The following is a 14,939-nucleotide window of genomic DNA, read 5'->3' as shown; positions in this document are numbered from 1 at the left end:
CAGCGACTGGCCCGGCGCAAGGCGCGGGCCGACTCGCTTACTTCTTGGTCGGCAACAGAGCTTGAGCGCCGGCGGCCGGTTGGTCCAGACGTTCGCGGTCGAAGGTCAGGGTCTTGATGCGGGCGTCAAGGGCCACCACCACGGCGTCAGTGATATCCATGGCCGGATTGGCCAGCAGCACCGACTCGCGGTCCATCAGGATGCCGCAAGTGCGCTGTTGATAGACCTGCTTGATGGCCGGATCGAGCTCTTGATAGACGCGCGACAGGGCCTTCTGCTCGGTGGCTTCGACTTCCTTCTGGCGCAGTTGGCCCTTGCGCTGCCAGGCGTTGGCCTTGACCTGCAAGCCGGCAGCCTGCTGCTCGAGCGCGCCTTGATCCATCGTGGCCTTCTTCGCATCCAGCGCCTTGGCTTCGTTGTCCAGCGTCGTGCGTTCGCCGGTCAGTTCGGCGTTCACCTGCGCAATGATGGTCTTCAGCCGAGCGTCGACGGCCTTGCCGACCGCCGAGGAGCCGACGGCCCGCTGGCTCGAGAAGATGCAGACGCCGGCAATCGGTGCGCCGTGCGAGATCGCCGGAGCGGCAGCAGGAGCCGTCTGGGCCAGGGCGCTGGTCGACATGGCGATGGCGACGACGCCCGAAGCGGCCGCGGACAGGAACTTGGAAGTCATGATCATTGGAACCTTGTGGAGGTGGAGAACCGGAACGTTTCGGTCCGGTCGTAGTCTTCCTTGGAAAGGATCTTGCTGAAGTCGAACCGGATGGGGCCCATGGGCGACTTCCAGTCGATACTGATACCCGCAGAGGCGCGCAGGCCCAGGTTGTCGCGGATATTCGGATCGAATACGCCCGTCGAAGACTGGCGATCGACGTCATCGAGCAAGCCGGCCGTACCGAAGTCGCTGAACACCGCAGCCTTGATGCCGTACTGCTCGGGAAGAAGCGTCGGAACGGTCAACTCGAACGTGCCGATGGCGTATAGTTTCGCGCCCATCGAGTTGCTCTGGGTCGAGATGTCGCGCGGGCCAATACCGGCAGTCTCGAAGCCCCGGAAGTTGGTGCCGCCCTTGTAGAAGCGGTCGTTGATGCGGACGTTGTCGCCGCCCCAGCCTTCGATATAGCCGGCCGAACCGGTGGCGCTGAAGATGAAGTCCTTGTTGAAGCCCCAGTACCAGCCCCCGTCGGTCTCGGTCTTCAGATACTTCACGTCGCCGCCAAAGCCCGCCAGATCCTGGTTCAGGTCGGCGAACCAGCCGCGCGTGGGCTGAATCGGGTCATTGCGCTTGTCGATCCGCAGGCCGTAGCCGACGAGCGAGGTCATGTACGCGCCGCGCTGCAGGCAGAGGATCTGCGAAACCGAGCCGCTGTTGCAGAGGCCGTCAGAGACGCTCACTTCATCGCGACGCAGCGTATAGCGCATGCTCATCGAAGCGTTTTGGGTCAGCGGGAAGCCGATGCGAACATTGCCCCCCAACGAACGGGTGTCATAGGCGGCGTAGTCGCTGAGGTCGTAACGGAACGAATAGACGTCAACGCCGGCCACAAGACTGCGGTTCAGGAAGCGCGGCTCAGTGAAGGCGAAGTCAATCTGCTGACGCAGCGAGCCGACGGAAATCCGCCCGCGCATGTTCTGGCCGCGACCGCGGAAGTTCCGCTCCGTAATGCCAACGTCCAGCACCAGCTTGTCGACCGAGCTGTAGCCGGCGCTGAACGAGAGCTCGCCGGTGGGCTGTTCCTCGACCTTGACGCGCAGCGCCGTTCGGTCGGGCGCGCTGCCGGGCACTTCCTCGATATCGACTTCCTTGAAGAAGCCCAGCCGGCGGATGTTGTTCTTGGAGCGGTCGACCAGCACGCGATTATAGGCGTCGCCTTCAGCCACTTCGAGTTCGCGACGCAGGACGTAGTCGAGGGTGCGGGTGTTGCCGACGATATCGATACGATCAACATAGACGCGCGGGCCTTCGCGAACCTGGAAGACCACATCGACCGTGTTGGTTTCGCGGTTGGGCACGTACCGGGGACGCACGTCCACAAAGGCGAACCCGGCCGCGCCCGCCGCGAAGGTGAGGGCGTCGGTCGCCTGCTCGATGCGCTCGTCTTCATAGAGCTGGCCCGTGCGGACCGGCAGGATCTGGGCCAGCAGCGTCCCATCCAGCTTCTTGAGTTCGGTCTCGACCGTGACCTTGCCAAACTTGTACTTCGGACCTTCATCGAGGGTGTAGGTGACCGCGAAGCCGTTCTTGTCCGGCGCCAGTTCAGCCATCGACGAGACAACGCGGAAGTCGAAATAGCCCCGGTTGCGATAGTGCTTGCGCAGTTGTTCGCGGTCGTACTCGATCCGGTCGGGGTCGTAGTTGTCGTTGCTGGTCAGGAACTTGTACCAGTGCGACTCCTTGGTCACGATCACGTCGCGCAGATCGTTGTCCGAATACTCGGAATTACCCAGGAAGTTGATGCCCAGAACGCCGCTCTTGGGGCCTTCGTTGATCTCGAACACCAGATCGACGCGCTTTTGCGGCAGTTCCACAACCTTCGGGGTCACGGTCGCCGAAATGCGGCCCGACCGGCGATAGAGTTCAATGATGCGCTGCACATCGGCCTGAACCTTGGCGCGGGTAAAGATGCCGCGCGGACGGATCTGGACCTCGTCCTTCAGCTTGTCTTCCTTCAGGGACGAGTTCCCTTCAAAGACCACCTGATTGATGATCGGGTTCTCGACGACCTTCACGATCAGATCGCCCGACACCATTTCGATCTTCACGTCGGCGAAGAGATCGGTCCGCGCCAGGGTCTTCAGCGCCAGGTCGAGACGCGGGGCGTCCACGGTGTCGCCCGGCTGGATCGGCAGATAGGACATTACTGTGCCCTGCTCGATCCGTTCGTTGCCCTGCACGACGATCCGCTGCACCACACTGGTCTGCGCCGCCTGGGCGAAAGCCACGGCGGGCGCGACCATCGCGGTCGAACCGAAGAGAAGCGCCACACCGGTGGCGAACGCGGCGCTATGGGCGCGAATTTTGTTCATGGGACCAATCATGGACGGAAGGCGACCGCTCAAGAGAACAGCCCGCCAAAAAATTTGAAGACGCTTAGGCGCTGCAGATCATTCCAGGTCGCGAACAACATGAAACTCAGCAGCAGCGCAAGACCAACCCTGTAGCCTGCCGCCTGAAGACGCGCGCCGAGCGGTCGTCTGGCAATAGCCTCGTAGGCATAGAACAACAGATGCCCCCCGTCCAAAACGGGAATTGGCAACAGATTCATGAAGCCGACGCTGACGGAGAGGATTGCCGACAGCCAGATCAGGGCTACCGCAGAACCCAGCAGCATCGATGGAAAGTCGGTCGCGCCCGCAGCGCCGGCCTGAGCCAGTTGACCCGAGGTCTTGGCGATACCGATGGGGCCGCTGATCTGTTCGGCCGAGACCTCCAGACGAACAACCCGGCCCAGATAGTAGACTGTGGTTTCCAGGACATCCCAGGTGCGGGCGACGCCGCCGACGAGCGCTTCGATGGGGTTGTAACGCACGCGCTGGATATCGCTGCTGGGCAGGCCGCCAGCGACCCCGAGCAGCATCCGGGCCTTCGGCTTGCCGTCCGCATCAGGCCGGGTCAGCATCGCAGGCGTTGCGACGATAGTGGTCGTCTCGCCGCCCCGGTAGACTTGGAAGGCAATGGGATTGCCGCCGCGCTTGGCCACATGGCGGGTCAGATCTTCAAAGCTTCCGATAGCGGCGCCATCGGCGCGCTGAATGAAATCGCCGCGTCGCAGGCCAGCCTTCTCGGCAGGCGAACCCGGCTCGACACTGGCGATCAGGGGCGGCGCACCGAAGCCCAGCATCCCGGCCTTCTGACTGCCGCCAAAGCCATCCGAAACGTCCACGAGCGCCGGCGTCGCGACCAGTTCGAGCGTCTTGTCGTCGCGTTCAATCTTGAAGCGGATCGGAACATCGCTGCGAAGCAGCGCATAGCTGTCCAGTTCGCCGAAGTTCTTCACCTTGCGTCCGTCGGCAGAGATGATCACGTCGCCCTGCCGGAAGCCCGCAGCCGCAGCAGGACTGCCGGCGTTCACGCCCGTGATCACAGGCCGGCGCACGGTCTCGCCGAAAACGCCCAGCAGGATCGCAAACAGCGTGATCGCCAGGACGAAATTGGCCAAAGGGCCAGCCGCGACGATGAAAGCCCGCTGCCATAGAGGCTTGAAATGCAGATAGCGATTGACCGCCGCGCTGCCTTCGCGAGTTTCGATCGCAGTGCGCAGGCTGGCCAGATCCTGCTGATCGGGGACACTGGCTGCGTTCTCATCGCCAGCGAACCGAACATAGCCGCCCAGCGGCAGCCAGCCGATCTGCCACTGGACGCCAGCGCGATCCCGCCAGGAGAAAATGGCGCGACCAAAGCCGATCGAGAATCGGTCGATCTCTACGTTGCACGCCTTGGCCGCCCAGAAGTGTCCGAGCTCGTGAACAGTCACGACCACCAGGATCACCAGCGGGAAGGCGATTATGTAGGCGGCCGCTGATTGCATGAAGCCGAGCATGTCGGGTTTCTTCTCGTCTTCAGTTGTTGCGGTGAACTTGGCGCACAACCTCGGCCGCAATGCGGCGGGCGCTCGCGTCCGTCGTCATGGCGCTCTCAACCGGATCGGCGTCGGCTTCCATCAAGGCCCCTAGGCTATTCATGCGGTCCAGGGTCCCCGCCACCGAGGCGGCAATATCGAGAAAGCCGATCTGACGGTCAAGGAACGCCGCCACGGCCACTTCATTGGCTGCGTTCATAGCAGCCGGAGCGCCGCCGCCTAGCCGCATCGCCTCTCGGGCGATGGTAATGGACGGAAAACGCTCCAGATCAGGTTGCTCGAAGGTGAGTTGGCCATAAGCGGCCAGATCAAGACGCGGCGCGGGCCAGGGCAGCCGATCAGGCCAGGCGAACGCGCAGGCGATCGGACTGCGCATGTCGGGCGGGCCAAGCTGGGCCAGGGTCGAGCCATCGGCGTACTCCACCAGGCTGTGGATCACGGACTGCGGATGGATCACGGCCTCGATGCGTTCTTCCGGAGTATCGAACAGATAAGAGGCCTCGATCATTTCCAGGCCCTTGTTCATCATGGACGCAGAATCGACCGAAATCTTGGCGCCCATCGACCAATTTGGATGAGCGATGGCTTGTTCAGGCGTAGCGACCGCCATCTGTTCGCGGGTCCAGGTGCGGAACGGTCCCCCGGAAGCCGTCAGAATCAAGCGCGATACGCGTTGGATACAGGCCGGCTGCAGAACCTGGAAGATTGCCGAGTGTTCGGAATCCACCGGTATCACTGATCCGCCCGACTCGCGCGCGATCCGCAGCAGGGCCGGCCCGGCGCAAACCAGACTCTCCTTGTTCGCCAGGGCGATCACCGCGCCCGTCCGCGCCGCCGCCAAGGTCGGCGCCAGGCCGGCGGCTCCGACGATGGCCGACATGACCCAATCGGCACCCATCGCCGCAGCCTCGATGATCGCCGCAGCCCCCGCCGCCGATCGAACGCCCGTACCCTTCAAGCCGTCGCGCAGAGCGCCCAGCAGACTTTCGTCCTCGATCACCGCGACGGCGGGGCGCCAGCGGCGCGCCTGTTCTATCAAACGCTCGACGTTGCGACCGGCCGTCAGCGCCAGGATCTCCACCTCGACACCGGCCGCTTCGAACAGTCCCAGGGTCGAAACACCGATCGACCCCGTGGAGCCGAGAACCACGACCCGCCGGACCGCCATCAACGCGCCAATCCGTACAGATAGATCAGCCGTACTGCGGCAATGACGATGGCCGCAAACATCAGGCCGTCAACGCGATCCAGGAGACCGCCGTGACCCGGGATCAGGTCACCGGAATCCTTCACGCCGAATCGGCGCTTCAGCATCGATTCCCAGAGGTCCCCCATCATCGTAGACAGGCCGCCCAGAAACCCGATGAGCGCGGCGACCGGCCAGGTCAGGTTCATGTCCGGCAAGGCCGGCAGTTGTCCAGAAAGGGCATCGATACCCACTGCGGCGATCGAAGCGGCCACCAGGCCGCCAAAGAATCCCGACCAGGTCTTGTTGGGCGAGAACTTCGGCCAAAGCTTGGGTCCCTTCAGGATGCTGCCCACTACGAAGGCAAAGATGTCGGCGAACCAGGTGACCGCGAACAGCAAAAGCGTCCAGCTGAGGCCGGCGTCGATCATGCGCAACCAGACCAGGGCGATGCACGCCGGCGCAATATAGATAACGCCATAGGCTGCGTCGGCCCGGCGCTCGACCGCGCCTCGGGCGATTATGGCGGCCAGGATCGCACCCGCGGCCAAGAGCGGCCAGGTCAGATAGTAGTGTCCGCGGAATGCCGCCACGACCGCCACCAGAACAGCGACACCTATGGCGAGAGCCACGCCCTTTGGCGCATGCGGCGCGCTCATCATGCCCCACTCGCGGGCCAGCAGCGCGACGCAGACCGCAACGAGCGCCAGGAACCAGACGTCACCAAACCAGACGGCGGACACGACTGTGGGTACGAGCACGGTGGCTGAAAGCACCCGCACCCGTAAATTCGTCCAGTTAAAGCGCTTAGCCGGCGACGGCGACGTCATCGGCAGTAATGCCTCCATAGCGTCGGTCGCGGCCGCGATATTCCGCGATGGCCGCGGAGAGCGCTTCGGGTCCGTAATCAGGCCAGAGCACGTCCTGGAACACGAGTTCTGAATATGCGCATTCCCACAGCAGGAAATTCGAAATCCGCTGTTCTCCGCTGGTGCGAACGATGAGATCGGGGGCCGGCGCAGCAGACGTCGACAAGAGCCCCTCGAAAGCGGCTTCGTCGAGATCGGAGGCCTTGGCCTCGCCGCGCTCTACGGACTCGGCAAACGCGCGGGCGGCGTCAGCAATGTCGGCGCGCCCCCCGTAATTGAAGGCGACCTGAAGTATGAACTTGGTATTGCTGGCCGTACGGCGCTCGGCGCGCTCAATGATCTCTTGAATGTCGGCAGCAAGCCCCGTGCGACGGCCAATGATCCGCACCCGGACACCTTCCCGGGCCAGGCGCTCCAGATCCGATTCGACATAGGCCTTCAGCAGACCCATCAACTCGGAAACCTCGTGCGCCGGACGGCTCCAGTTCTCGGTCGAGAAGCCAAAAACCGTCAAGACGCCAACGCCCAGATTCGGCGCGGCCTCTACCGTGCGCTTGAGCGCATTGACGCCTGCGCGGTGCCCAAGAGCGCGCGGCATTCCGCGCCGCTTAGCCCAGCGACCGTTACCGTCCATGATGATGGCCACATGCAGAGAACGCTCCGACGCATCGCCCCCAGCGCGCGCCGAAACATCTTGCAGGCCGGTCGTCGCCGACATTGCTTCAAGCCTTCCCTAACCGTCCTGTTACTCAGGTCGGCGCCTAAACCTGCATGATCTCTTGCTCTTTGATTTTCAAGGCCTCGTCGACCTTCCTGATGGCTTCGTCGGTCATCTTCTGGACCTCGGTTTCCATCTTCTTCAGCTCGTCCTCGCTGATGACGCTGGCCTTCTCGGCCTTCTTGAGGTCGTCATTGGCGTCCCGGCGAATGTTCCGCACGGCGACCTTTTGCGCCTCGGCATACTTGCCGGCGATCTTGGTCAGGTCCTTGCGACGCTCTTCAGTCAGCGGCGGGATCGGGATGCGCAGGTTGTTGCCTTCGACCACCGGATTTAGGCCAAGATCCGAATTGCGGATCGCCTTTTCCACGGCCGAGACAACGCCCTTGTCCCAGATATTGACATTGATCTGGCGAGGCTCAGGCACGCTGATCGAAGCGACGGTGTTGAGCTGGACCATGGAGCCGTAGGCGTTGACCACGATCTGATCGAGCAGGTTGGACGAGGCGCGACCTGTGCGCAATCCGGCGAAATCTTCCTTCAGGGCCAGCACGGACTTCTCCATGCGCTCCTTGTAGCGGGACAGAACTGGCTTTTCGGCGGCGGCCATGGCTGGGCTCTCTTCGCTAGAGTTAGGCGGCGTCTTGGGCGACGACGGTAAAGGTGCCTTCGCCTCGCAAGACGTTCAGCAGATTGCCGCGCCCCTTGATGGAGAAGACCACGATCGGAATATTGCTGTCGCGCATCAAGGCGACGGCCGAGGCGTCCATGACCCGCAGGTCCTTGGCCAGCACGTCCATATAGGTCAGGCGGTCATACCGCTCGGCCGAAGCGTCCTTCTTCGGGTCAGCGGTATAGACCCCATCGACGCTAGTGCCCTTGAACAGGGCGTCGCACTGCATCTCGGCGGCGCGCAGGGCGGCGGCGGTGTCGGTTGTGAAGAAGGGGTTGCCCGTTCCGGCGGCGAAGATCACCACCCTGCCCTTTTCCAGGTGACGCTGGGCGCGGCGCCGGATGTAGGGCTCGCAGACTGTCGCCATCGGAATGGCCGACTGCACGCGGGTCGACACGCCAATCCGCTCAAGTGCGTCCTGCATGGCCAAGGCGTTCATGACGGTGGCCAGCATGCCCATATAGTCGGCGCTAGAGCGTTCCATGCCCTTTGCGGCTCCAGCCATGCCGCGGAAGATGTTGCCGCCGCCGATCACCAGACACAGTTCGACGCCTGATTTGACGATCTCGGCGATATCTTCGGCGACGGACTGTACCGTGTTGGTGTCGATGCCGTAGGGCGTGTCGCCCATCAGCACTTCACCGGAAACCTTCAGGAGCACGCGGCGGTAGGGCTTCGGCATGGCGGGGCTGGATTCAGACATGGGCCGGGCTCTTCCTGAGTCGTCGGGACGCAACATAGTGCGCGTTCGTCAAAAGTGGGATCGGTTTTGCGCGCGCCCGGCTGCCGATGGCCTCAGAAGGCCAAAATGCGCGGACGCAGGCGCAAGAAGGGCGCGGCGCGCGTCAAACGCGCCGCGCCCTTCGAAGACGGAAACTCCAAGCGCCGCCAAGCGGGCTTGGAGCTTCATCTAGTCTTAGGCTTGGCCAGCCATGGCGGCGACTTCAGCGGCGAAATCGCCGACCGGAGCCTTCTCGACGCCTTCACCCAGGGCCAGGCGAACGAAGCCCTTCACGGTGAGCGGCGAGCCCAGTTCCTTGCCGGTCTCGGCGACCAGCTGCTCGACGGTCTGGTCCGGGTTCATGACGAAGGCCTGCTTCAGCAGCACAACCTCTTCCAGGAACTTGCGGATGCGGCCTTCGACCATCTTCTCGACGACGGCGGCGGGCTTGCCCGACTCCAGCGCCTGCTCGGTGAAGATGGCGCGTTCCTTTTCGATCGCGGCCTGGTCCAGATCGTCCGGCGACAGCGACAGCGGCGAGGTCGCGGCGACATGCATGGCGATCTTGCGGCCCAGCTCCAGGATCTTGGCCTGGTCGCCGGCGCCTTCGATCGCCACGAGCACGCCGATACGGCCGAGGTCGGGCGCAGTAGCGTTGTGGATGTAGGTCGACACGGCGCCTTGGGCGACGCTGAAGCGCGCGGACCGACGAGCAACCATGTTCTCGCCAATGGTGGCGATCAGGTTGGTCAGCAGATCTGCAACCACTTCACCGTCGGCGGTCTTGCCGGCGTTGATGGCGTCGACGCCATCGTTGTCCAGGCCAACAGCCGCGATCTTGCGGACGGCGTTCTGGAACAGTTCATTGCGGCCCAGGAAGTCGGTCTCGGCGTTCACTTCGACAGCGGCGGCGGTCATGCCGGCGCCTTCGATGCGAACGGCGATGCCGACGAGGCCTTCGGCGGCGACGCGGTCAGCCTTCTTGGCGGCCTTGGACAGGCCCTTGGCGCGCAGCCAGTCGATGGACGCATCGATGTCGCCGGCGTTTTCAACCAGCGCCTTCTTGCAGTCCATCATGCCGACGCCGGACTTTTCGCGCAGTTCTTTCACCAGCGCAGCGGTCACTTCAGCCATGAGATCCTCCATATTCAAACGTTTAGCGACCGGGCTTGATAGCCCGGTCGCATGTCATGATCACAACGGTCCTCAAACGAGAGGACGGTCGTCCTATCAGCTCGCAGCCGGCTCTTCGGCGACAGCTTCGATCGCTTCAGCGGTCGCTTCTTGAGCGGCCTCGGGAGCGGCCTCCGGGACGGTTGCCTCGGGGGCGGCGGCTTCAGCAGCCACCGGCTCGGGGGTCAGTTCGCGAGCCAGGGTCGGTTCCATCGGAGCAATCGAGGCGCCCAGATCGACGCCCGACGAGGCTTGGCCGGCGGCCAGACCGTCGAGGACGGCGTCGGCGATCAGGTCGCAGTACAGCTGCAGGGCGCGGGCGGCGTCGTCGTTACCCGGGATCGGATAGGTGATGCCGTCCGGATCGCAGTTGGTGTCCAGGATCGCGATGACCGGGATGTTCAGCTTGCGGGCCTCAAGGATCGCGATGGCTTCCTTGTTGGTGTCGATCACGAACATGATGTCGGGGATGCCGCCCATGTCCTTGATGCCGCCCAGCGACAGCTCCAGCTTGTCGCGTTCGCGGGTCAGCTGCAGCAGTTCCTTCTTGGAACGGCCTTGGCCTTCGCCACCCATGATGCCTTCGAGTTCGCGCAGACGCGCGATCGAGCCCGACACGGTGCGCCAGTTGGTAAGGGTGCCACCGAGCCAGCGGTGATTGACGTAGTACTGGGCGCAGCGCTTGGCGGCGGTGGCGACAGGATCGGAAGCCTGACGCTTGGTGCCGACGAACAGCACGCGACCGCCGGCGGCGGCGACTTCACGCACCTTCACCAGGGCCTGGTGCAGGAGCGGAATCGACTGCGACAGGTCGATGATGTGAATGTTCGAACGCGAGCCAAAGATGTAGCGGTCCATCTTCGGGTTCCAGCGGTGCGTCTGGTGGCCGAAGTGGGCGCCAGCTTCCAGGAGCTGACGCATGGAGAATTCGGGAAGCGCCATGAGGCCTATAATCCTTCTTCCGGTTGAACCTCCGCGGACACCCCCGACCCAGACATCTGGAGCGGGACCGGAACGGCGGCGCCGGGATGTCTCCCCGGGTCACAGCCGAACGTCCGCGTGTGGAATGGCGCGCAATTAGGCGCGATTGGATCAAAAAGCAAGTCTTGTCGGGTCTTCTACCCCGGAAACGGCCCGATGCGGAGGTCTGAACGCCCCCGATCCCGCTGCAAAGACCCTGATCAAAGGGGCTAGAATGCCTTGCCGTTGACCTGAACAGGGTTGAGAGCAAAGACGTCGACGTCATCCAGACAGCGCACGTTGATCGCCGCCATTCGCACCCCGCCTGGCCCCTCACCTCGCCCAAACGATTCGATGCCGCACTCCGAGCAGAAGAGATGCGAGATCTTGCTGGTGTTGAAGCGATAGTCGGTCAGATGCTCCTCGCCTTGCAACAACGTGAAGTCGCTCTCGGCGGCAAACGCCAACACCGAACCCAGCTTGCCACAACGCGAGCAATTGCAGGTGATCAGGTCATCAAGCCCGACCTCAACCTCGAAGCGGACCTTCCCGCACTGACAACCGCCCAGATGCTTCACCACAATCCGCCCTTGTCGCCAGCGACGCCTCAGCGCCTGATCAGACATCTTCCAGCAGCGCTACGCCAGGCGCGGTTTTAAGCGCCCCGCGCAGAGAGGCGTCCAGAATATAGCGCCCTGGCAGCTTCAGTTCGATTTCCCGTCCGCCGCCAATGGCGGCGATAAAACTGATCTCGCCGCCCTTCTGCGACGCGGCGGGGTCCAGACGCTTCTTAAGTGCGTCAATTTCGGTCGCCGAGGGCGAAAGATGAACGCGTAGCCCCGCCACCACATTCTCGATCGCTTTCTCGATGGGTTCGGCGTCGTCGCCAAAGAACCGCACCTCGCCATCCCGGGCCTTGGCGCGCACCTTGATGGCGACCGACTTGCCAGGCTCCAGCACATCCCGACATTTGCGCAAAGCCTCGGGTGGAAACAGGACTTCATACTCACCTGTTGGATCCGACAGCGAAACGAAAGCGAACCGCTCACCGCTTTGCGAAGCCCGTTCCTGGCGACGCCGCACAACGCCGCACATCCGGAAGGCTTCCATCCCGGCTTCGGCCTGGGGGATCACCTCGGTCAGCATGGCAGTACGTTTACGGCGCAGCATGCCCACCATGTCTTCAAGCGGGTGGCCGGTCAGATAGAAGCCAACAGCGGCCAGTTCTTCGTCCAGCAGATCGACCTGGTTCCAGGGCTCAGTCTTCTTCAGGCGCGGCCGGCCTGCGGATGGATCGCCGCCGAACAAGGCATGCTGACCGCCCTGACGATCAGCGGCGATGCTTTGACAGTGCGCGATCAAGACGTCGGAGGAGGCCAGGATCTGGGCGCGGTTCTTGTGGAAGGAATCAAAGGCGCCTGCGCGCGCCAGATTTTCGATCGCCCGCTTGTTTACCTGCTTTGGATCGACCCGCTCGACGAAATCAAAGATGTCGCGGAACGGGCCGCCCTCCTCGCGAACGGCGACCAGGTGCTTCATGGCTTCCAGACCCACATTGCGCACCGCGCCCAGGGCGTAGAGCACTTCGCCGTTCTCGACCTCGAAGTCCGCGCCCGACCGATTGACGTCAGGGGCTCGCACCGTGATGTCGAACCGGCGGGCGTCCTGATGGAAAACCGCCAGCTTGTCTGTGTTGGATATATCCAGGCTCATCGACGCGGCCAGGAACTCGACCGGCGTATTAGCCTTCAACCAGGCCGTTTGATAGGCGATCAGCGCATAGGCGGCCGCGTGGCTCTTGTTGAAACCGTAGCCGGCGAACTTGGCCACCAGTTCGAAGATTGAACCCGACTGCTCTTCAGGGACGTTCTTCTGTCTGGCGCCGTCGACAAAACGGATCTTCTGAAGATCCATTTCCTCTTTTTTCTTCTTGCCCATGGCCCGACGCAAAAGGTCGGCTTCGCCCAGGCTGTAGCCCGCCAGGATCTGGGCGATCTGCATCACCTGTTCCTGATAGACGATGACGCCGTAGGTTTCCTTGAGCACCGTCTCTAGCGACGGGTGCAGGGTGTCGACGGGTTTACGGCCGAACTTGCAGTCGACGAAGGTGTCGATGTTGTCCATCGGCCCCGGTCGATAGAGCGAGATCAGAGCGGTGATTTCCTCGATCGACCCGCACCGCATCTTGCGCAGGGTGTCACGCATGCCCTGGCTTTCCAGCTGGAACACGCCGACCGTCTGGCCCGAGGCCAGCAGTTCATAGGTCTTGGTGTCGTCGAAGGGCAACTTGCCCAGATCGACCTCTGCGCCGCGCTTCTTCAGATGCTTCACGGCGCGATCCAGCACCGTTAGGGTTTTCAGACCCAGGAAGTCGAACTTCACCAGCCCGGCGCTCTCGACCCACTTCATGTTGAACTGGGTGGCGGGCAGGTCGGAGCGCGGATCCTTGTACAGCGGCGTCAGCTGGGTCAGCGGCCGATCGCCGATCACCAGGCCGGCGGCATGGGTCGAGGCGTTGCGGAACAGGCCTTCCAGTTGCAGGGCCACGTCGAGACAGGCCGAGACGTTGCCGTCTTCCTTCTTGGCCTGCTTGAGGCGCGGCTCCAGTTCGATCGCCTGGGCCAGGGTCACCGGCGCGGCGGGGTTATTGGGGACCATCTTGCAGAGCCGGTCAACGAGACCGAGCGGCAACTGCATCACCCGTCCGACGTCTCGCAGCACCGCGCGGGCCTGCAGCGAGCCGAAGGTGATGATCTGAGCCACGCGATCGCGGCCGTACTTTTCCTGAACGTAGACGATGACCTCTTCGCGTCGCTCCTGGCAGAAGTCGATGTCGAAGTCGGGCATGGAGACCCGCTCAGGATTCAGGAAACGCTCGAACAGCAGGCCAAAGCGCAGCGGATCCAGATCGGTGATGGTCAACACCCAGGCGACCAGCGACCCGGCGCCCGAACCCCGGCCCGGGCCGACGGGGATGCCGTGCGACTTGGCCCACTTGATGAAGTCCGACACGATCAGGAAGTAGCCGGGGAAACCCATCTTGATGATGATGCCCAGCTCGAAATCCAGTCGATCCCAATAGACCTGCTCATCGACTGCCAGCGGATTTTCGGCGAGTCTTGCCCGCAGACCCTCGCGGGCCTGATGCTTCAGTTCATCCGGTTCGCTACGTCCGTCGCCTGTGGGAAAGCTCGGCAGGATCGGATCACGCTTCTTGACCAGGAAGGCGCAGCGGCGGGCGATGTCCAGGGTGTTGTCGCAGGCCTCCGGCAGATCCGAGAACAGCTTGCGCATGTCGGCCGCCGGCTTGAACCAGTGCTCTGGCGTCACACGCCGGCGTTCATCCTGTCCGACAAAAGCGCCGTCAGAAATGCACAGCAGGGCGTCGTGCGCGTTGTAGAGCTCGGCCTTGGCGAAATACACATCATTGGTCGCGACCAGCGGCGCGTCGTGCTCATAGGCCCAGTTCACCAGACCCGGCTCTGCGGCGGCCTGACGCGGCAGACCATGACGCTGCAATTCCACATAGAACCGATCACCAAACACCCGGCTCATTTCGGCCAGGGCCTGGATCGCTTCAGTGCTCTTTCCGGCGGCGAACAGCGCGTCAACCGGACCATCGACGCCGCCCGATAGCAGGATCAGTCCTTCAGCGTGCTCGACCACCTTGGACCACGGCACGATCGGCTCGGCAAGATCACCGCTTTCCAGGTAAGCGATCGACGAAAGCTCGGAAAGATTGAGATAGCCCCGCTCGCTCTGGGCCAGGAGCGTGATCGTCGGCGCTCGCGCCCATCGCTCTGTTGGACCAGTGCCGATGCCTGACACGGGCAGCGCGCAGCCGATGATCGGCTGGATCCCCGAATCCTTGGCGTAGGAGGAATATTCCAGAGCGCCAAACAGATTGGCCCGATCCGTCAGACCCGCCGCCGGCATCCCCGCGGCCTCGGCCAATTTGCCGATCACGTCAGCCTTGATGGCGCCTTCTAGCAGCGAGTAGGCAGAACGGACCCGAAGGTGGACGAAACCCTGTCCTTCGCTGCCCGACATCGCCCACGTCTC

General features: G+C 63.1%; 12 protein-coding genes. All 12 read right to left on the bottom strand.

All coding sequences use genetic code 11. The annotated features are described in order from the left end of the window. Positions 1-37 precede the first annotated feature (37 nt). Positions 38-670 (bottom strand): OmpH family outer membrane protein, encoded by a 633-nt coding sequence (locus ACN2C8_RS07705; protein ID WP_419255246.1) that lies wholly within the window; start codon positions 668-670, stop codon positions 38-40. Positions 671-672: 2 nt separating this feature from the next. Next, a complete protein-coding gene (gene bamA / locus ACN2C8_RS07700) occupies positions 673-3,036 on the bottom strand; it encodes an outer membrane protein assembly factor BamA (RefSeq protein ID WP_419255842.1) in 2,364 nt (787 codons plus the stop codon). Between the two features lie 17 nt (positions 3,037-3,053). Beyond that, complete coding sequence (rseP, locus tag ACN2C8_RS07695) at positions 3,054-4,538, bottom strand: RIP metalloprotease RseP (protein ID WP_419255245.1); 1,485 nt, start codon at positions 4,536-4,538, stop codon at positions 3,054-3,056. Between the two features lie 19 nt (positions 4,539-4,557). Further along, positions 4,558-5,757, bottom strand: a complete 1,200-nt coding sequence (gene dxr, locus ACN2C8_RS07690) for a 1-deoxy-D-xylulose-5-phosphate reductoisomerase (RefSeq protein ID WP_419255841.1) — start codon at positions 5,755-5,757, stop codon at positions 4,558-4,560. After that, positions 5,745-6,593: a phosphatidate cytidylyltransferase gene (locus ACN2C8_RS07685; RefSeq protein ID WP_419255244.1), complete on the bottom strand. Its 849-nt coding sequence runs from the start codon at positions 6,591-6,593 to the stop codon at positions 5,745-5,747. Before ACN2C8_RS07685 ends, dxr begins: the two co-directional genes overlap by 13 nt. After that, positions 6,571-7,350 (bottom strand): polyprenyl diphosphate synthase, encoded by a 780-nt coding sequence (gene uppS, locus ACN2C8_RS07680; RefSeq protein ID WP_419255243.1) that lies wholly within the window; start codon positions 7,348-7,350, stop codon positions 6,571-6,573. The genes ACN2C8_RS07685 and uppS overlap by 23 nt, the downstream gene beginning before the upstream one ends. A gap of 43 nt (positions 7,351-7,393) precedes the next feature. Continuing rightward, the gene (frr, locus tag ACN2C8_RS07675; RefSeq protein ID WP_419255242.1) at positions 7,394-7,960 is read right to left on the bottom strand and encodes a ribosome recycling factor; all 567 of its coding nucleotides are present in this window, start codon (positions 7,958-7,960) and stop codon (positions 7,394-7,396) included. 22 nt (positions 7,961-7,982) lie between these two features. After that, complete coding sequence (gene pyrH, locus ACN2C8_RS07670; protein WP_419255840.1) at positions 7,983-8,705, bottom strand: UMP kinase; 723 nt, start codon at positions 8,703-8,705, stop codon at positions 7,983-7,985. Between the two features lie 234 nt (positions 8,706-8,939). Further along, positions 8,940-9,878: a translation elongation factor Ts gene (gene tsf / locus ACN2C8_RS07665; RefSeq protein WP_419255241.1), complete on the bottom strand. Its 939-nt coding sequence runs from the start codon at positions 9,876-9,878 to the stop codon at positions 8,940-8,942. Between the two features lie 96 nt (positions 9,879-9,974). Continuing rightward, positions 9,975-10,859, bottom strand: a complete 885-nt coding sequence (rpsB, locus tag ACN2C8_RS07660) for a 30S ribosomal protein S2 (protein ID WP_419255240.1) — start codon at positions 10,857-10,859, stop codon at positions 9,975-9,977. Between the two features lie 248 nt (positions 10,860-11,107). Further along, positions 11,108-11,458, bottom strand: coding sequence for a GFA family protein (locus ACN2C8_RS07655; RefSeq protein ID WP_419255239.1), 351 nt, complete (start codon positions 11,456-11,458; stop codon positions 11,108-11,110). A 37-nt stretch (positions 11,459-11,495) separates the two neighbouring features. Continuing rightward, on the bottom strand, positions 11,496-14,927 hold the full coding sequence (gene dnaE / locus ACN2C8_RS07650; RefSeq protein WP_419255238.1) for a DNA polymerase III subunit alpha: 3,432 nt from the start codon (positions 14,925-14,927) through the stop codon (positions 11,496-11,498). Positions 14,928-14,939 lie beyond the last annotated feature (12 nt).

The sequence above is a fragment of the Caulobacter sp. ErkDOM-C genome (genome assembly GCF_048541825.1).
Classification (GTDB): Bacteria; Pseudomonadota; Alphaproteobacteria; order Caulobacterales; family Caulobacteraceae; genus Caulobacter.
This window is presented reverse-complemented; position numbering and strand designations above follow the sequence as displayed.

Coding starts and splice junctions, on each gene's coding strand:
- ACN2C8_RS07705 (WP_419255246.1), bottom strand. CDS start 670: ATGACTTCCAAGTTCCTGTCCGCGGCCGCTTCGGGCGTCGTCGCCATC.
- bamA (WP_419255842.1), bottom strand. CDS start 3,036: ATGATTGGTCCCATGAACAAAATTCGCGCCCATAGCGCCGCGTTCGCC.
- rseP (WP_419255245.1), bottom strand. CDS start 4,538: ATGCTCGGCTTCATGCAATCAGCGGCCGCCTACATAATCGCCTTCCCG.
- ACN2C8_RS07685 (WP_419255244.1), bottom strand. CDS start 6,593: ATGACGTCGCCGTCGCCGGCTAAGCGCTTTAACTGGACGAATTTACGG.
- uppS (WP_419255243.1), bottom strand. CDS start 7,350: ATGTCGGCGACGACCGGCCTGCAAGATGTTTCGGCGCGCGCTGGGGGC.
- frr (WP_419255242.1), bottom strand. CDS start 7,960: ATGGCCGCCGCCGAAAAGCCAGTTCTGTCCCGCTACAAGGAGCGCATG.
- pyrH (WP_419255840.1), bottom strand. CDS start 8,705: ATGCCGAAGCCCTACCGCCGCGTGCTCCTGAAGGTTTCCGGTGAAGTG.
- tsf (WP_419255241.1), bottom strand. CDS start 9,878: ATGGCTGAAGTGACCGCTGCGCTGGTGAAAGAACTGCGCGAAAAGTCC.
- rpsB (WP_419255240.1), bottom strand. CDS start 10,859: ATGGCGCTTCCCGAATTCTCCATGCGTCAGCTCCTGGAAGCTGGCGCC.
- dnaE (WP_419255238.1), bottom strand. CDS start 14,927: ATGTCGGGCAGCGAAGGACAGGGTTTCGTCCACCTTCGGGTCCGTTCT.